The sequence below is a fragment of the Agrobacterium sp. ST15.13.013 genome (assembly GCF_027956525.1).
GTDB classification, from domain to species: domain Bacteria; phylum Pseudomonadota; class Alphaproteobacteria; order Rhizobiales; family Rhizobiaceae; genus Agrobacterium; species Agrobacterium salinitolerans.
In genome coordinates, this window is the sequence record NZ_JAQKGP010000004.1 from 1 (window position 1) to 18,563 (window position 18,563).

Consider the following 18,563-nt stretch of genomic DNA (forward strand, 5'->3'; position numbering starts at 1 on the left):
TGGAACAGAGAACGCTGCAAACAATCGACAATCCGTTCGGCACGAGATTGTCACCTATGTCTTAGGTACAAACTGTTACCTATGTCTCCGGTCTGGACAGTGGGGTGAAATGGCGGACAGGGTGGGATTCGAACCCACGGTACGCTTTCACGCACACACGCGTTCCAGGCGTGCGCCTTAAACCACTCGGCCACCTGTCCTTTTTCAAATCTGCATGTTTTGAAGAATGCAAATCACTGGAACGGCGCGATATATACCGATGAATTCGCAGGGATCAACACGAATCTGACAGTTTTTTGAAATGTCGGCAATTTCCTGTGTTCCGATGCGATTGCAAACCGGTTTTCCCGCCTTTATCGATGCATTATAGATTTGAAAATATGTCTGTCTGACCGACAGATCGTAAGCGAGGTGTCTCTGATGAAAGCTTTTTTGCGGTTTTTGAGCTTTCTTTTCCTCGTTGCGGCGGTTTTTCTGGGCGTGCTCGATTCGATCCGTTCGGTTTCCACATCCTCGGTCAACATCGCTGGCGTCCTGTCCGTCTGGAACTATCTTCTTCCTGCTTCCCGCACCATGGTGGAAGCGGCCATGGCTCACTATATTCACCCTGAAGCGTGGCGCTTCATTGAAAATGCCCTGTCGGCGGTGCCCGCATTTGCCGTTTCCCTGGCGCTTTCGCTGCTCTGCTGGATGGCGGGTTACAGGAAACACAAGGCGATGAGGCGTTTATCGGCCTGACTTTGTGTCTGTCGAAAGGATGCGCCCGCAGACGTGAACCACGAAAAGCGGCGGACTTGCCGCATGGAGGACCGAATGTTCCTGTTCGATACGCTTTCAAAAAAAACCACGATGCCGACAGAAGAAACCGCCTTGCCCGGCCGTGAAGAGGCGCTTGCGGTGCCGGAAGCCCATTTCGTCAATGGCCGGCCCTTGAAGGGGCCTTATCCTGAGGGACTTGAAACCATTTATCTCGGCATGGGCTGCTTTTGGGGTGCGGAACGGTTGTTTTGGAAAACGCCGGGTGTCTGGGTGACGGCGGTTGGTTATGCCGGCGGCTTCACCCGCAACCCCACCTATCAGGAGACGACGACCGGCCAGACGGGCCACGCCGAAGTGGTCAAGGTTGTATACGATCCGGCGGTTATCTCGCTTTCGGGCCTGCTGAAGATATTCTTCGAGGAGCATGATCCGACTCAAGGGATGCGGCAGGGCAACGATGTCGGCACGACCTACCGTTCCGCCATCTACGCGACGACGGAAGGGCAGTTGCAGCAGGCACAGAAGGGGCGGGATGCCTTTCAGGAGTCCCTCAACGATGCCGGTCATGGCGCTACCATCACCACCGAGATCGGGCCGCTTGAAACGTTTTATTACGCCGAGGACTATCACCAGCAATATCTTGCCAAGAACCCCGGTGGCTACTGCGGCCTGAGGGGAACCGGCGTAAGCTGCAATATCGACTAGTTTTTTTGCAAGTCGCTCCGGTGGAAAGACCAAAAAAGCGCCAGAATAAAGTTTTTCCACCGGGTCAAAAAAACCGGATGAATTTTTCATTGAGCCATGCAAGGATATGAGGCAAGCACAGCCGGGATAACGGCTGGCGGTTCCGCAGACATTCCCGGTAAACGGGATTGCGGGAGGACCCTTAAAATATCAATTGCAACAACAGGGCTGCACAATGAAAAAATCCCTTCTGACGCTTTTTGCGCTTGCCGCAATGTCGGCTTCCGCGCTGGCTGCCGATATCAAGCCGGCGCTGGTCTATGGCACGGGCGGCAAGTTCGACAAGTCGTTCAACGAGGCCGCTGCGGCCGGCGCTGAAAAGTTCAAGGCGGAAACGGGCATCGATTTCCGTGACTTCGAACCGACCAGCGACACGCAGGGCGAACAGGCCATCCGCAACTTCGCCAGCAAGGGCTTCAACCCGGTCGTGGCCGTTTCTTTCGCCTGGACCTCGGCCATGGAAAAGGTCGCAGCCGAATTCCCCGACACCAAGTTCGTGATCGTCGATTCCGTCGTTGAGCTGCCGAATGTCCGCTCCGTGGTCTACAAGGAGCATGAAGGTTCCTACCTCGTCGGTCTTCTGGCCGGCATGGCCTCCAAGACCGGCAAGGTCGGCTTCATCGGCGGCATGGATATTCCGCTGATCCGCAAGTTCGCCTGTGGTTACGCCCAGGGTGCCAAGGCGGCAAACGACAAGATCGAAGTCTTCCAGAACATGACCGGAACGACAGGTGCAGCCTGGAACGATCCGGTGCGCGGCGGTGAACTCACCAAGAACCAGATCGATCAGGGCGCTGACGTGATCTATGCGGCAGCCGGTGCGACTGGTCTCGGCGTTCTGCAGACTGCCGCCGATAACAAGAAGCTCTCCATCGGCGTTGACTCCAACCAGAACCATCTGCATCCGGGTTCCGTTCTGACCTCGATGGTCAAGCGGGTCGATCTGGCTGTCTATAACGCCTACAAGGATGCCAAGGACGACAAGTTCACCCCCGGCATCGTTGCGCTCGGCGTCAAGGAAGATGGCGTGGCCTATGCCCTCGACGACAACAACAAGGCGCTCATCACGCCGGAAATGACCGCCGCCGTGGACAAGGCGAAGGCCGATATCATCTCCGGCGCCGTCAAGGTCCATGACTATATGGCGGACAATTCCTGCCCGAAATGATATGATATCTGACTGGGGCGCATGATGTTTTTCATCTTGCGCCCTTTTCATATCCAGCCTTCGGAAAGGTTTCGGTTTGAGTATGGACCCAGCAATCGAACTCGTGGGCATCGACAAGAAATTCGGTGCCGTTCACGCCAATAAGAATATCAACCTGACCGTTGCCAAGGGTACGATACACGGCATCATCGGGGAAAACGGTGCCGGGAAGTCGACCCTGATGTCGATCCTTTACGGTTTTTACCAGGCGGATGCCGGTGAAATCCGGGTGAATGGCGCGCCCGTCGCGATCCGTGACAGCCAGGCGGCCATCAATGCCGGCATCGGCATGGTGCATCAGCACTTCATGCTGGTGGAAAATTTCACCGTGCTGGAAAACGTTATGCTGGGCGCGGAAGGCGGCGCATCGCTTGCCAAGGGGCGGGCGGCGGCCCGCAGGGAGCTAAAGCGCCTCGAGGACGATTACGGGCTGGAAGTCGATCCGGATGCGGTGATCGAGGAACTGCCGGTCGGCCTGCAACAGCGCGTCGAAATCCTCAAGGCCATGTATCGCGGCGCCGAAATCCTGATCCTCGATGAGCCGACCGGCGTTCTGACGCCGGCTGAGGCGGATCACCTGTTCAAGATCCTCGGCGTTCTGCGCGAGCAGGGCAAGACCGTCATTCTCATCACCCACAAGCTGCGCGAGATCATGGCGATCACGGATTCCGTCTCCGTCATGCGCCGCGGCGAAATGGTGGCAACCCGCAAGACGTCCGAAACCAGCGTCGAGGAACTGGCTGAGCTGATGGTCGGTCGCCGCGTGCTGCTCCGGGTGGAGAAGGGTGAGACGACGCCGGGCGATGTTCTGCTCTCCATCCGCAATCTGACTGTCAAGGACAACCGTGGCGTCACCATGGTGGATGATGTCTCTCTTGATGTCCGCGCCGGTGAAATCGTCGGCATTGCCGGTGTGGCGGGCAATGGCCAGTCGGAATTGCTCGAAGCCATAGCCGGGATCCGCAAGCCCTATTCGGGCGAGATATGGGTGGATGGCCGGAAGGTGGACCGCCCCGATCCGGCAATTTTGCGCGGGCTCGGCCTCGCGCATATCCCGGAGGACCGCCACCATATGGGGCTGGTGCTGAAATTCGAGGAATATGAAAACTCCATCCTCGGTTATCACCATGATGAGCGATACGGCAAAGGGCCTTTCCTCAACCCCGAGGCGATCCGCAAGGATGCGGTCGAAAAGATCGAGAAATACGATATCCGCCCGCCGAACCCGCAGCTGAAGACCGCCAATTTTTCCGGCGGCAATCAGCAGAAGATCGTCGTCGCCCGCGAAATCGAACGCGACCCGAAGATGCTGATCATCGGCCAGCCGACCCGCGGCGTGGACATTGGCGCTATCGAATTCATCCATCGCCGCATTATCGAAATGCGCGATGCCGGCAAGGCGATTTTGCTGGTTTCGGTCGAACTTGATGAAATCCGTTCCCTTTCGGACCGGATCATGGTCATGTTCGCCGGCCGTATCGTTGGAGAGAAAACGGCGGAAGCCGAAGAACAGACGCTGGGCCTGATGATGGCCGGCATCGCCGCATGAGGCATGAATGAGCACCGCTTCCGTTCCCTTACCAAACTGGATCAGCTATGGCCTGTTGCCGTTGCTGAACGTCGTCACCGCCTTCCTGATTTCCGGCCTCGTTGTCTGGTCGATCGGGGAAAACCCGCTGGCGGCGCTCCGCCTTCTCATCGAAGGAGCGCTCGGCCGCGGCGACGCCATCGGCTTCACGCTGTTCTACACGACGAGCTTCATCTTCACCGGTCTCTCCGTCGCCGTGGCTTTCCATGCCGGCCTTTTCAATATCGGCTCCGAAGGTCAGGCCTATATTGGCGGGCTGGGCGCTGCGCTGGTGGCTCTGGCGCTTGATCGTTACGTGCCGTGGTATGTGACGATGCCTTTCGCCGTCATCGGCGCTGCGGTTTTCGGCGCGGCCTGGGCCTTCATTCCGGCTTGGCTGCAGGCGAAACGCGGCAGCCACGTTGTCATCACCACCATCATGTTCAACTTCATCGCGGCTGCGCTGATGGTCTATCTGCTGGTGAATGTGCTGATCGTGCCGGGCAAAATGGCGCCGGAAACACGCACTTTTCTGCCGGACGGGCAATTGCCGAAGCTTGACTGGCTGATGGCGCTGTTCGGCCTCAAGCTCGGGCCGGCGCCATTCAACGTCTCCTTCATCATCGCGCTGGTCATGTGTTTCCTTGTCTGGGTTCTGATCTGGCGCACCAAGCTCGGTTATGAGATGCGCACGCTCGGCATCAGCCCGTCGGCCGCCGTCTATGCCGGCATTCCCTATGCGCGCACTGTCATCATCGCCATGCTGATTTCCGGCGGTCTGGCGGGCATGATGGCGCTGAACCCGGTCATGGGCGCTTCCGCCCGCCTGCAGGTGGAATTCGTCGGCGGTGCGGGTTTCGTCGGTATCGCTGTGTCGCTGATGGGGCGAAGCCATCCGCTTGGCATCATCTTTTCGGCATTGCTGTTCGGTATTCTCTATCAGGGCGGTGCGGATCTTTCTTTCGAGATGCCGAACATCACCCGTGAGATGATCGTTGTCATCCAGGGTCTGGTGATCCTTTTCGCAGGCGCATTGGAATATATGTACCGGCCGGCGGTTGTGCGCATCTACCAGCGTTTGGCAAAGGGGTGAGTTGATATGGATTTTTTCGATATGCTGGTCAGCATCCTCGGCTCGACCGTCCGTCTCACTATCCCGCTGCTCTTCACCGCGCTCGCCGGGCTCTTTTCCGAGCGCGCTGGCGTGTTCGATATCGGCCTTGAAGGCAAGATGCTGGCGGCGGCCTTCGCTTCCGCCTGTGTGGCCTATATCACGGCCAATCCCTGGGCCGGTCTGCTGGCGGGCATCACCATCTCCATTCTGTTCTCGCTGACCCATGGTTTTGCCGTCATCACTAACCGTGGCAACCAGATCGTATCCGGCGTGGCGCTGAATTTCATCGCCGCCGGCCTGACGGTTGTTCTGGGGCAGGCCTGGTTCGGGCAAGGCGGCCGCACGCCGCAATTGTCGGCAGAGGGCCGTTTTGCGCCGATCATCTTGCCAGGTGCGGACGCGATGCGTGAGGTGCCCTTCATCGGCCCGCTTTATGCCAATGTCATTTCCGGCAACAATATCCTCACCTATCTGGCATTTCTGGCGGTACCGCTGTCCTGGTGGGTGCTTTACCGCACCCGTTTCGGCCTGCGCCTGCGCGCTGTCGGTGAAAACCCGGGTGCCGTCGATACGGCGGGCATTTCGGTGACGTGGATGCGTTACCGCGCGGTCATCGTCGCCGGCTTTCTCTGCGGTTTCTCAGGTGCCTATCTTGCCGTTGCGCAATCGGCGGCCTTCATCGCCAACATGTCGGCGGGCAAGGGCTATATCGCGCTGGCAGCGCTGATCTTCGCGAAATGGAAGCCGGTGCCGGTCATGTTCGCCTGCCTGCTGTTCGGTTTTCTGGACGCCTTCGCTAACTTCATGCAGGGCAAATCCGTGCCCGGTATCGGCGAAGTGCCGGTGCAGATTTTCCAGGCCATGCCCTATATTCTGACCTGCATTCTGCTTGCCGGTTTCATCGGCGTCGCCAAGCCCCCCAAGGCCGGTGGCGTTGCCTATGCAAAGGAGCGTTAAATCCATGTCCTCCGACCCAAAATCCCATGCGCTGTTCGAGGCGGCGGTGGAGGCCATGGCCTTTGCGCACGCGCCTTATTCCAAATTTCCGGTCGGCGCGGCGATCCGCGCGGAAGACGGGAAGATTTACAAGGGCGCCAATATCGAGAACCTCTCTTTTCCGCAGGGCTGGTGCGCCGAACCTTCTGCGATCAGCGCCATGATCATGGGTGGGGCAAAGAAGATCAGCGAGATCGCTGTCATTGCTGAAAAGCTGGCTCTCTGCCCGCCTTGCGGCGGATGCCGGCAGAAGATCGCCGAATTTGCCACGCCGGAAACGCGAGTCTATCTGTGCGACGAAACTGGCGTCCAGAAGGTCATGACCATGGAAGAGCTTTTGCCCTTCAGCTTCAAGACAGAGCTGCCCTGATGCCGGATACGCTGATCGATATTCTGGTGGAGCGCCTGAACGGCCTAATGCCGCGCGTAGCCATCGTGCTCGGCTCGGGTTTGGGTTCTTTGGTGGAAGAGGTCAGCGATCCGATCCGCGTGCCCTATGCCGAGCTTCCCGGTTTTCCCGCAAGCGGTGTTTCCGGCCATGCGGGCGAGCTGGTGGCCGGTTATCTCGGTGGTGAGCCGGTCATGATGCTCTCCGGTCGGGTGCACTTTTACGAAAAGGGCGATCCGTCCGCGATGCGGGTTGTCATCGAAGCGCTGGCTGGTCTCGGCGTGCAGTCGCTCATCCTCACCAATTCGGCAGGCTCGGTCAGGCAGGATATGCCGCCCGGTTCAGTCATGCAGATCACCGATCACATCAACTATTCCGGCATGAACCCGCTGATCGGTGAAGAAAGCGACCGTCGCTTCGTCGGCATGACCACTGCTTACGATCCTGATCTGATGCTTGCCATGCGCAACGCCGCCATCCGCGCGACGGTGCCATTGTTTGGCGGCGTCTATATGTGGTTTTCCGGCCCGAGCTTCGAAACGCCGGCGGAAATCCGCATGGCGCGGCTGCTGGGGGCTGATGCCGTCGGCATGTCCACCGTGCCGGAAGTCATCCTTGCCCGCTTTTTCGGGATGCGTGTTGCTGCTGCATCGGTTATTACCAATTACGGTGCCGGCATGACCGGTGCGGAACTGAGCCATGAAGAAACCAAGGATATGGCTCCCGTGGGCGGCAAGAGGCTTGCCGCCATCCTAAAGGAAATGATCGCAGGAGGAGCGTGACCATGGAACTCCAGCGTCCGCGCGAAGCGGCTGCCCTCACTTTGTCCTTGCTGGACCTGACCAATCTCAAGGAAGATTGCACGCCCGAGCAGATCGCCGCTCTGTGCCAGCGGGCCCATACGGAATACGGCAATACGGCCGCAATCTGCATCTGGCCGCGCTTCGTGGCGCAGGCCCGTGCTGCTTTCGGAAAAGACCATGCTATCCGCATCGCCACGGTCGTCAATTTTCCTTCGGGCGATCTCGACATCGCGGCTGTGGTTGCGGAAACCGAGGCGGCGATCCGCGACGGCGCTGACGAAATCGATCTGGTCATTCCCTATCGAAAGTTCATAGCAGGCGATGAAACGGCGGTTTCGAACATGGTGGCTGCCGTTCGCAAGGCCTGCGCGGCACCTGTGTTGCTCAAGGTTATTCTTGAAACCGGCGAGTTGAAGGACAAGGCGCTGATCCGTCGCGCATCCGAACTCGCCATTGCCGAAGGGGCCGATTTCATCAAGACCTCGACTGGCAAGGTTGCCATCAATGCCACGCTGGAGGCCGCCGACATCATGTTGCAGGCGATCCGCGACAGCCGGCAGAAGGTGGGTTTCAAGCCCGCCGGCGGCATCGGCACGGTGGAGGACGCCACGCTTTACTTGAGGCTTGCGGAAACCATCATGGCGCCCAACTGGGCCATGCCGTCCACCTTCCGTTTCGGCGCGTCGGGTGTCCTCGATGATGTGCTGAACGTGCTGGCCGGCGGCGAGCCCGCCAGGGCCGCCAGCGGGTATTGAGCTTGATCCCGCAGGAAATCATCCGGCGCAAACGCGATGGCCTGTCACTTGAGCCTCGGGAGATTGCCGCTTTCATAGAGGCGCTTTCAAAAGACGGCATCTCGGAAGGGCAGGCGGCTGCCTTTGCCATGGCGGTGTTCTTCCGCGGCATGAACCGGGATGAGATGGTGGCGCTGACACTGGCGATGCGCGACAGCGGTGAGGTCCTGTCCTGGAGCGATCTCGGCAGGCCGGTGGCGGACAAGCACTCCACCGGCGGCATCGGCGATAATGTCTCCCTGATGCTCGCGCCCATCGTTGCCGCCTGCGGTCTTGCCGTGCCGATGATTTCCGGCAGGGGCCTTGGCCATACCGGCGGCACACTGGACAAGCTGGAAGCGATCCCCGGTTACAACGTCACGCCGGACGAGATGTTGTTTCGCCGGACGGTAAAGACGGTCGGCTGCGCCATCATCGGCCAGACGGGTGATCTCGCTCCCGCCGACAAACGTCTTTACGCCATTCGCGATGTGACCGCGACGGTGGATTCCATACCGCTGATCACGGCCTCCATCCTGTCGAAAAAGCTTGCGGCCGGGCTGCAGACGCTGGTTCTGGATGTGAAGGTGGGCAACGGCGCCTTCATGCAGAATGTGGAGGATGCCCGCAATCTGGCTCGCGCGTTGGTCGATGTGGCGAATGGCGCGGGCCTGCCGACGACGGCGCTGGTAACCGACATGAACCAGCCGCTTGGCGATGCAGCCGGTAATGCGGTCGAGATCGTTAATTGCCTGGATTTTCTGGCTGGTCGCAAAGCGGGAACCCGTCTCGAAAAGGTCGTGCTCGCCTTCGCTGCGGAAATGCTGGCGCAGGCCGGGAGCGCGACTACGCTTGATGAAGGCGAGGCGCTGGCGCTGGCCGCTCTTTCCTCCGGCCGGGCCATGGAGGTCTTTGCGCGGATGGTTTCAGCACTCGGCGGGCCTTCGGATTTCGTTGTACGCCCGTCCCATTACCTGCCGTCCGCGCCGGTCACTCTCCCGGTCTCGGCTCCGCGCAGCGGTTGGCTCTCATCCTGCGCGACCCGCGATCTCGGTATGGTGGTTGTGGAGCTTGGCGGCGGTAGAAGAAAGCCGTCGGATACCGTTGACGCTGCGGTCGGTATTTCTGACATCCTGCCGCTCGGCACAAAAGTGGAAAAGGGCGAGCCTGTCGCGATAGTCCATGCTGCCTCGAAAGAAGAAGCGGAACACGCCGCCGAAATGATTGCGGCTTGTTACGGGATTGATGACGCTGCGACAGAGATCGGCAACGTGGTTCTTGAGAGGATCACCTGACCAGCCGCATTTCGCCGCCCGATACCTTGAATGATGACAATTGCTTGAGGAAGCTCATGCCGATCAGCATGTTGCTAAGCGCATTGTCCTTCAGCACCATGGCGTCGACATTCTGAACCCGGATAGCGCCGATTTCCACCCGGTCGAGCTTCACATAGGCGGCCATGGTCTGGCCGTTGGCCGTTGAAATCGCATACTTAAAATCGAGGCTATTGACCCCGTAACCGAGTCGGCGCGCAATCGTCTCGTTGATGGCGACCATGGAAGCGCCGGTATCGACAAGGCCGTCGAAGGATTTGCCGTTGATGCGGAAGGCGGCATTGAAGTGGCCGCGAGCATCGGCTTTCAGATTGACGCCGCCAAGGGAAACGGACTCCGGTTTGGCCGCCTCGGGTCTGGCTTCCGCTTTCTCGACGCCTGCTTCCGGGCGCGGCTGAAATTTTTCCACCAGCGCCGGAATTTGCGTTGCGCCGAGGGAAATGCCAACAAGCAGGAAAATCGCGCGCGCCAGCAAGTCGTTTCTCCTCAAAGGGCGGGGTTATCCTTGCCGAGAATAGACGCAAAACATGCTGAAATCTTAAAAGAAAAAGCCATCCGCCGCGTTGCGTGCGGCGAATGGCTCAAACGGTTAAGTAATGATGAACGGTGTTATTTGGTACCGTACATGCGGTCGCCGGCATCGCCGAGGCCGGGAACGATATAGCCTTTTTCGTTCAGATGCCTGTCGATGGCGGCGGTATAGATCGGCACATCGGGATGCGCTTCGCGGAAATTCTTGATGCCTTCGGGAGCCGCCAGCAGACACAGGAAGCGGATGTTCTTCGCGCCACGCTCTTTGAGTTTTTCAACGGCTGCGATGGAAGAGTTGCCGGTCGCCAGCATCGGATCGACAACGATGACCAGACGGGCATCGAGGCTTTCGGGTGCCTTGAAATAATATTCGACGGCTTCGAGCGTATCGTGGTCACGATAGACGCCGACATGGGCAACGCGCGCAGATGGAACCAGCTCCAGCATGCCTTCCAGAAGCCCGTTGCCGGCGCGCAGGATGGAAGCGAAAACCAGCTTCTTGCCTTCGAGAACGGGTGCCTGAATGGTCTCGAGCGGCGTATCGATGGTCTCCATCGTCATCTCAAGGTCGCGCGTCACTTCATAGCAGAGCAGCGTCGAAATTTCCCTCAGCAGACGGCGGAAGCCGGCCGTGGAAGTTTCCTTCTTGCGCATGATGGTAAGTTTGTGCCGCACCAGCGGATGTTCGATGACTGTGACGCCGTCCATGAAACTGGCCTTCCTTTTTATCTTATGCCCTGTAATTCACCGAAAGCACGTTTTTCGCAAGCCTTCTTCGCGGTTTTACCCTGCCAACAACCGTCTCAGGCATTACCCAGTCTAGCAAGCAGTCGCTCGCGCGTTGCCTCGTCCACGAAGGCGAATTCCAGCGCGGTACGGGTCATGCGGTTGATCTCGCTATCGCTGAACCCGAAAGCCCCCGCAGCCAGCGCATATTCCCGCGCAAGCGAGGTGAAGAAGAACGGCGGATCGTCGGAACTGATGCAGACGCGCACTCCGGCATCGCTCAGGGCTTTCAACGGGTGGCTGGCGAAATCGGGATAGACGCCGAGCGCGATATTCGAGCCGGGGCAGACTTCGAGAACCGTTCCCGTCTCGACGAGCCGGGAGATGAGTGCGGTATCTTCGATGGCACGCACGCCGTGGCCGATACGCGACGGTTTGACGAGATCGAGTGCGTCGGCAACGCTTTCCGGTCCGCAGACCTCACCGGCATGAATGGTCAGCCCAAGTCCCGCATCGCGGGCGATATCGAAGGCGCGGGCGTAGTCGGCAACCCGGCCCATCCGTTCTTCGCCCGCCATGTTGAAGCCGGTGACCAGCGGATGTCGGGCGCGCGCCGCATATTCGGCTGCTGCGATCACCCGCTCCGGGCCGAAATGCCGCTCCCCGGTGACGATGATGCGGGTTTCGATGCCGGTCTTTTCCTTGGCGATACGGATGCCCTCGGCAATGCCGGCAAGATAGGCGTCGGCGCCAAGACCGATGCGGTCGCCATGATCCGGCGAGATGATCAATTCGCTGTAGATCGTATTGGCTTGTGCCAGTTCCGTCAGATAGGTTTCCGTCAGGACCGCATAGTCCTCGTCGGACTTGAACACCTGCGCCACCGCATCGTAGCACTGGATGAATTCCGCAAAATCCGACCATACATATTGGCCGTCGCGCAAAAAGCCGCTGGTGTCTATACCGTATTTTTCCGCCTGTTTCGCAACAAGGGCAGGCGGTGCCGCACCTTCGAGGTGGCAGTGAATTTCCGCTTTCAGCAAATGCGATGTCAAATGAAGCTCCTGCCGTGTGAACCGGCCTCTATGCCAAGATGGTGGGCGATACTCTCGCCGATATCCGCGTAGCTTGAACGAATACCGACATCGCGGGATCGGATGCCAGGTCCGAATGCCATGATCGGCACCCTTTCGCGTGTATGGTCCGTGCCCCGCCAAGTGGGATCGCAGCCATGGTCGGCGGTGAGAAGCGCTATATCGCCCGGTGCCATCTTGCGGTGGATTTCCGGAATACGTGCATCGAAGGCCTCAAGCGCCGCCGCATAACCGGCAACGTCTCGGCGGTGACCGTAGAGCATGTCGAAATCGACGAAATTGGTGAAGACAAGATCGCCGTTTTCGGCTTCGTCAATAGCGTGCAGTGTTGCATCCATCAGGGCGCTGTTGCCATTTGCCTTGATGATGCGCGAGACACCCTTGTGAGCATAGATATCGCCGATCTTACCGATCGCATGCACTTTCCTGCCAGCCTCCACAAGGCGGTCGAGCAATGTCGGCTCGGGTGGTAGAACGGAGAAATCGCGGCGGTTGCCGGTGCGTTCGAAGGTTGCCACCGTCTCGCCGATAAAGGGGCGGGCGATGACACGGCCTATATTCAGAGGATCGAGCAGTTTGCGCACTGTCTCGCAAAGCGCGATGAGGCGCTCCAGACCGAAATGCTTTTCATGCGCGGCGATCTGGAACACGGAATCGGAAGAGGTGTAGCAGATCGGTTTGCCGGTCCTGATATGTTCTTCACCGAGCGCCGCGATGATCTCGGTGCCGGAAGCATGGCAATTGCCGAGGATACCGGGAATATCGGCCTCCTTGCAGATGGCCTCAACCAGCTCCGGGGAAAAGGCGTCGCCCTCCGTCGGGAAATAACCCCAGTCGAATGTCACGGGCGTGCCGGCGATCTCCCAATGGCCTGAAGGCGTGTCCTTGCCCTTGGAGATTTCGCTGGCAGAGCCGTGCAGGCCGAAAATCCGTTCCGGTGGTTCCATGCCGGCGGGAATGTCGCCGCTTGCCTGTCTGGCGATTTCCAGTAGGCCGAGCGAACACATGTTCGGCAGCTTCAACGGACCGGCGCGAAGTCCCGCTTTATCGGCAGCGCCCGCTGCACAGAATTCCGCGATATGGCCGAGTGTGTTTGCGCCAAGATCGCCATAGCGCTCCGCGTCGGGTGCGCCGCCGACGCCAAAGGAATCCAGAACGAGAAGAAATGCTCTTGCCATAACTCACCGAAACAAAATGCGCCGACGGGCAATGTCAGGCCGAACTGTCGTTATAGATCAGCAAAACGTGAAGAAGGAAGCGCTTTTATGAACCATCCGGTAAAACAGCGGTTCAATCAGCATCCCCTTTCGATTTCGGTGCGTTGAGGTTGCGCATCACATACCAGCCCGCAGCAACCACCATCGCCGCCAGAATATACCACGTGATGGCGTAAGAGAGGTGGTTATTGGGGAAAGTCAGCATGGTCTTGCCACCAACCGGCAGGCCACCCGGATTGGGTGTCGCATCCGCATCGACATAAAAGGGCGCAACGTCTGACAGCCCGAAAGCCTGTGTGATCTCTGGAATATTGCGGGAATACCAGCGGCCATTTGCCGGGTCGTTGGTTCTCAGGAAAAGCCCGCCGGTTTCCGGCGCGCGCATCAGCCCGACGATCTCGACGTTTCCGGTGGGTTCGCCTTCCGTGCGTGAAGATGGATCGCGCCGGTCGGACGGCACGAAACCGCGATTGACGATGATACTTGAACCATCGTCGCGCCGAAGCGGGGTCATCACCCAGTAACCGGGCCCGAGATCGGTGACCGTGTAGACCTGGACTTCCCTATCATTCAGCAGGGTGCCGGTCAGTTTCACACGACGATATTCGTAATCCGAGGGGTTACCAAGGGCCGGCCATTCGCTGGCGGCAGGGGCATCGACGGGCTCGGCATGGGCGCGGGCGTCAACGCGTTGGATCAGGTCGAGTTTCCAGAAAAGGCGCTGAACCTGCCATGTTCCAAGCGCCAGCAGGCAGCCCGTCAGGGCAATGGTCAAAAACAGGACGACAATTGCCGCAGGACGGATGCGCCGATTTTGGGGTGCGATTTCACTCATGTCACGGTCCTTGCAAAGCGTCACCGGCAGAGAGATCGTCTGCTCCGGCGGGGCTCTTTGCACCCGCATGCGCTTGCTCCAGCAAATAACCCCATAAATCGCGCCGATTCATGGGGTTATGTGTTGGCGCGGAAAGCGGCCTGCCGGGCTTCCGGCAGGCCGCTGATTTATGGCTGCTCAGGGCAGGTTTTTCACATCCTCGATGTGCAGCGGCATCATGTTCTTGTTCATGTTGTACATGACCCAGAGCGAGCCGGAGAGCGTGATCAGGAGCACCACGACGGTGAAGATCAGCGCCATGAAGGTCCAGCCGCCTTCTGACTTGGTGTCCATGTGCAGGAAGTAGATCATGTGAACGAAGATCTGGATGACGCCGAGACCCATGATGGCGATGACCAGCAGGGTCTTGTTTTCAAGAACGTCGCCCATGACCAGCCAGAAGGGGATCGCCGTCAGGATGACCGACAAGACGAAGCCGATCATGTAGCTCTTGAAGGTGCCGTGGCTCGCACCATCATGGTGATGATGGTCGTCGCCATGCGCGTCGTGATGTGCGTGTGCTTCGGAACTCATCAAAGAACTCCCATGAGGTAAACGAAGGAGAAGACGCCGATCCAGATGACGTCAAGGAAGTGCCAGAACATCGACAGGCACATCAGGCGGCGCTTGTTCGCCGCGATGAGGCCATGTTTGCCGACCTGGAACATCAGCGTGACGAGCCAGATGATGCCGAAGGTGACGTGCAGGCCGTGCGTGCCGACCAGCGCGAAGAAGGCCGACAGGAACGCCGAACGCTGCGGGCCCGCACCTTCCGCGATCAGGTGGTGGAACTCGTAAAGTTCGACGGCAAGGAAGGCGAGGCCGAACAGGCCGGTCACGCCAAGCCATATCAGCGTTGTTTTTACCTTCTGCTTTTCCATTTCCAGCATGGCAAAGCCATAGGTGATGGAGGAGAAAAGCAGGAAGCCGGTATTGATGGCGACCAGCTTGAGATCAAACAGGTCCGCACCCGAAGGACCGGCCGCATAGCTGCGGCCGACAACGGCATAGGTGGCAAACAGCGTCGCGAAGATGAGGCAGTCGCTCATCAGGTAGAGCCAGAAGCCCAGCGACGTGCCGTTCTCCGGGTGGTGGTCTTCCTTCAGGTAAAAGACCGGTGGTTCAGCGCCGCTGGCGCTTTGTGCAGGTGCATGAGCCATATTCGTTACGCCTGTTCTGCAAGCAGCTTTGTACGCTCAGCCTCGACAGTCGAAACGTCGGAAGCCGGAATGTAGTATTCGCGGTTGTAGTTGAAGGTGTGGGCAATCGAGACTGCAATGATGGCGAGCATCGAAAGCGCGGCAAGCCACCAGATATGCCACACCAGGGCGAAGCCGAGGACGACGCTGATGGCGCTGATGATGACGCCCGCGCCGGTGTTCTTCGGCATATGGATCGGAATGAAACCTTCCTTGGGACGGCTGTAACCGCGCTTCTTCATATCCGCCCAGGCATCCACGTCGTGAATGACCGGCGTGAAGGCGAAGTTGTAGGCGGGCGGCGGCGAAGACGTCGACCATTCCAGCGTACGGCCGTTATAGGGGTCGCCGGTCACGTCACGCAGCTTTTCGCGATTGAGGAAGCTGACGATGAGCTGGATGACGAAGGAGGCGATGCCGAGCGCGATCAGGAAGGCGCCGAAGGCGGCGATGACGAACCAGATCTGTAGCGAATTGTCTTCAAACTGGCTGAGACGGCGGGTGATGCCCATCAGGCCGAGAATGTAGAGCGGCATGAAGGCGAAATAGAAGCCGATGAACCAGAACCAGAAGGACAGCTTGCCCCAGAACGGATCGAGACGGTAACCGAAGGCCTTCGGGAACCAGTAGACGATACCCGCGAGCACACCGAACACCACGCCACCGATGATGGTGTTGTGGAAGTGGGCGATGAGGAACAGCGAGTTGTGCAACACGAAATCCGCCGGCGGAACGGCAAGAAGAACGCCGGTCATGCCGCCGATGACGAAGGTGATCATGAAGCCGATCGTCCAGAGCATCGGAACGTCGAACTTGATGCGGCCCTTATACATGGTGAAGAGCCAGTTGAAAATCTTCGCGCCCGTCGGGATCGAGATGATCATCGTGGTGATGCCGAAGAAAGCGTTGACGCTTGCACCGGAACCCATTGTGAAGAAGTGGTGCAGCCACACGATATAAGCGAGGATGGTGATGACGCCCGTGGCGTAGACCATCGAGGCATAACCGAAAAGGCGCTTGTTGGAGAAGGTCGAGACGATTTCCGAGAAGACGCCGAAGGCGGGCAGCACCAGAATATAGACTTCGGGATGGCCCCAGATCCAGATGAGATTGACATACATCATCGGATTGCCGCCGAGATCGTTGGTGAAGAAATTCGTGCCAACGTAACGGTCGAGGGTGAGAAGTGCCAGCGTGCCGGTCAGGATCGGGAAGGAGGCCACGATCAGGATGTTCGAACACAGCGATGTCCACACGAAGATCGGCAGGCGCATCATGGTCATGCCAGGCGCGCGCATCTTGATGATCGTCACGATCAGGTTGATGCCCGATAGCGTCGTTCCCACACCGGCGATCTGCAGACCCCAGATATAATAATCGACCCCGACCCCGGGGCTTCCATCGATGCCGGAGAGCGGCGGATAGGCCAGCCAGCCGGTCTGCGCATATTCACCGATGAACAGCGAGATCATGGTGATGACGGCGCCGGCCGTGGTCATCCAGAAGGAGAAGTTGTTGAGGAAGGGGAACGAAACGTCGCGGGCGCCGATCTGTAGCGGTACGACGAAGTTCATCAGACCCGTGATCATCGGCATGGCCATGAAGAAGATCATGATGACGCCGTGGGCCGTGAAGATCTGATCGTAATGGTGCGGCGGAAGGTAACCCTCCGATCCGCCCGACGCGATCGCCTGCTGGACGCGCATCATGATCGCATCGGCGAAACCGCGCAGCAGCATGACCAGCGCCAGAATGATGTACATGATACCGATCTTCTTGTGATCGATGCTCGTGAACCATTCGTTCCAGAGATAGCCCCAGAGGCGGAAATAGGTGAGGGCGCCGACGACGGCGATACCGCCCAGAGCCACGGCCGCGAAGGTCGCGACAAGAATGGGCTCGTGAAGCGGGATGGACTCCCATGTCAGCTTCCCGAACAGGAACGACGTTTGATCGGAATTGACGATCATTTTTAGCCTCTTGCGATTCTAAGACATAAGATCGGCGCAGCCATTGGCCGCGCCGCATAATGCCGGGACGTATCCGTCAGCCAGCGACTTGTTTCGTTTCCGGCAGCGCCGCAGGTTCGAAAGTCTGTCCTTCGAGCGCAGCCGGAGTGGATTGGGGCCCGCTGGCGACGCCAAAGGGCGCAAGCGGCGTGCAGACGACGGAATTCAGCGCCTTGGCGATGTCGATGCCTTCCTTGCCGCCGCCGCCATTGGCGTCGATATGCATCATGTCACGCATGCAGAGCTTGTTCGGCTCGACGCAGCGGTTGAGGATGGCGCTGTAGAGTTCGGGATCGACCGAAGCGAAATATTGTACTGGTTCGCGTTCGGAAGGCTTGGCGAATTCCAGATATTCCTGACGGCCGAAGCCCTTGCCGCTTTCTTTCGCCTTCGCCACCCACTGATCGAAGCCCTGCTGGCTCAGGCCATGGAATTTGAAGCGCATGTGCGAGAAACCTGGGCCGGAGAAATTGGCCGAGAAGCCGTCATAAACGCCTTCCTTGTTGATGACCGCGTGCAGCTTCGTCTGCATGCCGCCCATGGCGTAGATCTGGCCGGCGAGCGCGGGAACGAAGAAGGAGTTCATCGCCGTCGTGCCGGTGATCTTGAAATTGATCGGAACATCGACCGGAGCGGCGAATTCATTGACGCTGCCAATGCCGAGTTCGGGATAGAAGAACAGCCACTTCCAGTCCATGGCCACCACTTCTACCGTGATAGGCTTGGTTTCGGCGGTCACCTGGCGGTTCTCGTCGATACGCTCCAGCGGGCGATAGGGGTCGAGACGGTGCGTGGAAATCCAGGTCACTGTGCCGAGCATCAGGATGATGGCGACCGGAGCCGACCAGATCACCATTTCCAGGCGGGTGGAGTGGTGCCACTCGGGATCGTAATCCTCAGCCTTCCCTGATTCGCGATACTTCCATGCGAAGAACAGCGTCAGGGCAATGACCGGGACGATGATCAGCAGCATCAGAACCGTGGACGTGATGATAAGATCGCGCTGCTGGATCGCGATGTCGCCCGAAGGGTTCATGACGACGAGGTTGCAGCCGCTGAGCAGCAGCAGAGCCGGGATTGCCAGAAGGGCGGATAGGATTTTTTTGATCGTGCGCACGTTCTTTGAACTCGTACAGTTTGGATTATGCCGCGAATAATTGCCGAACATCATTTTTAGAATGAGGTATATTGTCGCGGTGCAGCGAAACCTTCGCGATGCACCATGTCT

General features: G+C 58.8%; 19 protein-coding genes and 1 tRNA gene. 10 read left to right on the forward strand and 10 right to left on the reverse strand.

Annotated elements, in window-relative coordinates; translation table 11 throughout:
- Nucleotides 1–110: 110 nt before the first annotated feature.
- A tRNA-Ser gene (locus PL597_RS05335) sits at nt 111–200 on the reverse strand.
- Between the two features lie 220 nt (nt 201–420).
- On the opposite strand from PL597_RS05335, the gene PL597_RS05340 reads away from it, so the two are divergent.
- The 10 genes from PL597_RS05340 (at nt 421) to deoA (ending at nt 9,646) form a co-directional block, all read left to right on the forward strand.
- The gene (locus tag PL597_RS05340) at nt 421–738 is read left to right on the forward strand and encodes a hypothetical protein (RefSeq protein ID WP_142913793.1); all 318 of its coding nucleotides are present in this window, start codon (nt 421–423) and stop codon (nt 736–738) included.
- 75 nt (nt 739–813) lie between these two features.
- The gene (gene msrA, locus PL597_RS05345) at nt 814–1,464 is read left to right on the forward strand and encodes a peptide-methionine (S)-S-oxide reductase MsrA (protein ID WP_271364717.1); all 651 of its coding nucleotides are present in this window, start codon (nt 814–816) and stop codon (nt 1,462–1,464) included.
- A gap of 214 nt (nt 1,465–1,678) precedes the next feature.
- Nucleotides 1,679–2,671 (forward strand): BMP family lipoprotein, encoded by a 993-nt coding sequence (locus PL597_RS05350; RefSeq protein WP_077984574.1) that lies wholly within the window; start codon nt 1,679–1,681, stop codon nt 2,669–2,671.
- An 82-nt stretch (nt 2,672–2,753) separates the two neighbouring features.
- A complete protein-coding gene (locus tag PL597_RS05355) occupies nt 2,754–4,259 on the forward strand; it encodes an ABC transporter ATP-binding protein (RefSeq protein WP_271364819.1) in 1,506 nt (501 codons plus the stop codon).
- 7 nt (nt 4,260–4,266) lie between these two features.
- On the forward strand, nt 4,267–5,370 hold the full coding sequence (locus tag PL597_RS05360) for an ABC transporter permease (RefSeq protein WP_271364718.1): 1,104 nt from the start codon (nt 4,267–4,269) through the stop codon (nt 5,368–5,370).
- A gap of 6 nt (nt 5,371–5,376) precedes the next feature.
- Nucleotides 5,377–6,348: an ABC transporter permease gene (locus tag PL597_RS05365; protein WP_077984571.1), complete on the forward strand. Its 972-nt coding sequence runs from the start codon at nt 5,377–5,379 to the stop codon at nt 6,346–6,348.
- 4 nt (nt 6,349–6,352) lie between these two features.
- The gene (locus PL597_RS05370; protein WP_077984570.1) at nt 6,353–6,757 is read left to right on the forward strand and encodes a cytidine deaminase; all 405 of its coding nucleotides are present in this window, start codon (nt 6,353–6,355) and stop codon (nt 6,755–6,757) included.
- Nucleotides 6,757–7,557, forward strand: a complete 801-nt coding sequence (locus PL597_RS05375; RefSeq protein ID WP_137409555.1) for a purine-nucleoside phosphorylase — start codon at nt 6,757–6,759, stop codon at nt 7,555–7,557. Before PL597_RS05370 ends, PL597_RS05375 begins: the two co-directional genes overlap by 1 nt.
- A 2-nt stretch (nt 7,558–7,559) precedes the next feature.
- Complete coding sequence (gene deoC / locus PL597_RS05380) at nt 7,560–8,333, forward strand: deoxyribose-phosphate aldolase (protein WP_077984568.1); 774 nt, start codon at nt 7,560–7,562, stop codon at nt 8,331–8,333.
- Complete coding sequence (gene deoA / locus PL597_RS05385) at nt 8,330–9,646, forward strand: thymidine phosphorylase (RefSeq protein ID WP_271364719.1); 1,317 nt, start codon at nt 8,330–8,332, stop codon at nt 9,644–9,646. The genes deoC and deoA overlap by 4 nt, the downstream gene beginning before the upstream one ends.
- On the opposite strand, the gene PL597_RS05390 is transcribed toward deoA, so the two are convergent.
- From PL597_RS05390 to cyoA, 9 genes are all read right to left on the reverse strand, one after another.
- Entirely contained in the window at nt 9,639–10,160 is a 522-nt protein-coding gene (locus PL597_RS05390; RefSeq protein WP_162520587.1) for a TIGR02281 family clan AA aspartic protease, read from the reverse strand. The two genes, deoA and PL597_RS05390, sit on opposite strands and share 8 nt — an antisense overlap.
- A gap of 134 nt (nt 10,161–10,294) precedes the next feature.
- The gene (gene upp, locus PL597_RS05395) at nt 10,295–10,924 is read right to left on the reverse strand and encodes a uracil phosphoribosyltransferase (protein ID WP_004439188.1); all 630 of its coding nucleotides are present in this window, start codon (nt 10,922–10,924) and stop codon (nt 10,295–10,297) included.
- 95 nt (nt 10,925–11,019) lie between these two features.
- Nucleotides 11,020–11,997 carry an adenosine deaminase gene (locus PL597_RS05400; protein WP_271364720.1) on the reverse strand — a complete coding sequence of 326 codons (978 nt, stop codon included), beginning with the start codon at nt 11,995–11,997 and terminating at the stop codon, nt 11,020–11,022.
- Nucleotides 11,994–13,214: a phosphopentomutase gene (locus PL597_RS05405; protein ID WP_271364721.1), complete on the reverse strand. Its 1,221-nt coding sequence runs from the start codon at nt 13,212–13,214 to the stop codon at nt 11,994–11,996. The genes PL597_RS05400 and PL597_RS05405 overlap by 4 nt, the downstream gene beginning before the upstream one ends.
- A 112-nt stretch (nt 13,215–13,326) precedes the next feature.
- Complete coding sequence (locus PL597_RS05410; protein WP_271364820.1) at nt 13,327–14,088, reverse strand: SURF1 family protein; 762 nt, start codon at nt 14,086–14,088, stop codon at nt 13,327–13,329.
- A 177-nt stretch (nt 14,089–14,265) separates the two neighbouring features.
- Entirely contained in the window at nt 14,266–14,661 is a 396-nt protein-coding gene (cyoD, locus tag PL597_RS05415; protein ID WP_003514416.1) for a cytochrome o ubiquinol oxidase subunit IV, read from the reverse strand.
- Complete coding sequence (cyoC, locus tag PL597_RS05420; RefSeq protein WP_173987824.1) at nt 14,661–15,287, reverse strand: cytochrome o ubiquinol oxidase subunit III; 627 nt, start codon at nt 15,285–15,287, stop codon at nt 14,661–14,663. Before cyoC ends, cyoD begins: the two co-directional genes overlap by 1 nt.
- A gap of 5 nt (nt 15,288–15,292) precedes the next feature.
- Nucleotides 15,293–17,296, reverse strand: coding sequence for a cytochrome o ubiquinol oxidase subunit I (gene cyoB, locus PL597_RS05425; RefSeq protein ID WP_269833600.1), 2,004 nt, complete (start codon nt 17,294–17,296; stop codon nt 15,293–15,295).
- 76 nt (nt 17,297–17,372) lie between these two features.
- A complete protein-coding gene (gene cyoA / locus PL597_RS05430; RefSeq protein WP_269824906.1) occupies nt 17,373–18,503 on the reverse strand; it encodes a ubiquinol oxidase subunit II in 1,131 nt (376 codons plus the stop codon).
- Between the last annotated feature and the right edge of the window lie 60 nt (nt 18,504–18,563).

Coding starts and splice junctions, on each gene's coding strand:
- PL597_RS05340 (WP_142913793.1), top strand. CDS start 421: ATGAAAGCTTTTTTGCGGTTTTTGAGCTTTCTTTTCCTCGTTGCGGCG.
- msrA (WP_271364717.1), top strand. CDS start 814: ATGTTCCTGTTCGATACGCTTTCAAAAAAAACCACGATGCCGACAGAA.
- PL597_RS05350 (WP_077984574.1), top strand. CDS start 1,679: ATGAAAAAATCCCTTCTGACGCTTTTTGCGCTTGCCGCAATGTCGGCT.
- PL597_RS05355 (WP_271364819.1), top strand. CDS start 2,754: ATGGACCCAGCAATCGAACTCGTGGGCATCGACAAGAAATTCGGTGCC.
- PL597_RS05360 (WP_271364718.1), top strand. CDS start 4,267: ATGAGCACCGCTTCCGTTCCCTTACCAAACTGGATCAGCTATGGCCTG.
- PL597_RS05365 (WP_077984571.1), top strand. CDS start 5,377: ATGGATTTTTTCGATATGCTGGTCAGCATCCTCGGCTCGACCGTCCGT.
- PL597_RS05370 (WP_077984570.1), top strand. CDS start 6,353: ATGTCCTCCGACCCAAAATCCCATGCGCTGTTCGAGGCGGCGGTGGAG.
- PL597_RS05375 (WP_137409555.1), top strand. CDS start 6,757: ATGCCGGATACGCTGATCGATATTCTGGTGGAGCGCCTGAACGGCCTA.
- deoC (WP_077984568.1), top strand. CDS start 7,560: ATGGAACTCCAGCGTCCGCGCGAAGCGGCTGCCCTCACTTTGTCCTTG.
- upp (WP_004439188.1), bottom strand. CDS start 10,924: ATGGACGGCGTCACAGTCATCGAACATCCGCTGGTGCGGCACAAACTT.
- PL597_RS05405 (WP_271364721.1), bottom strand. CDS start 13,214: ATGGCAAGAGCATTTCTTCTCGTTCTGGATTCCTTTGGCGTCGGCGGC.
- PL597_RS05410 (WP_271364820.1), bottom strand. CDS start 14,088: ATGAGTGAAATCGCACCCCAAAATCGGCGCATCCGTCCTGCGGCAATT.
- cyoD (WP_003514416.1), bottom strand. CDS start 14,661: ATGAGTTCCGAAGCACACGCACATCACGACGCGCATGGCGACGACCAT.
- cyoC (WP_173987824.1), bottom strand. CDS start 15,287: ATGGCTCATGCACCTGCACAAAGCGCCAGCGGCGCTGAACCACCGGTC.
- cyoB (WP_269833600.1), bottom strand. CDS start 17,296: ATGATCGTCAATTCCGATCAAACGTCGTTCCTGTTCGGGAAGCTGACA.
- cyoA (WP_269824906.1), bottom strand. CDS start 18,503: ATGTTCGGCAATTATTCGCGGCATAATCCAAACTGTACGAGTTCAAAG.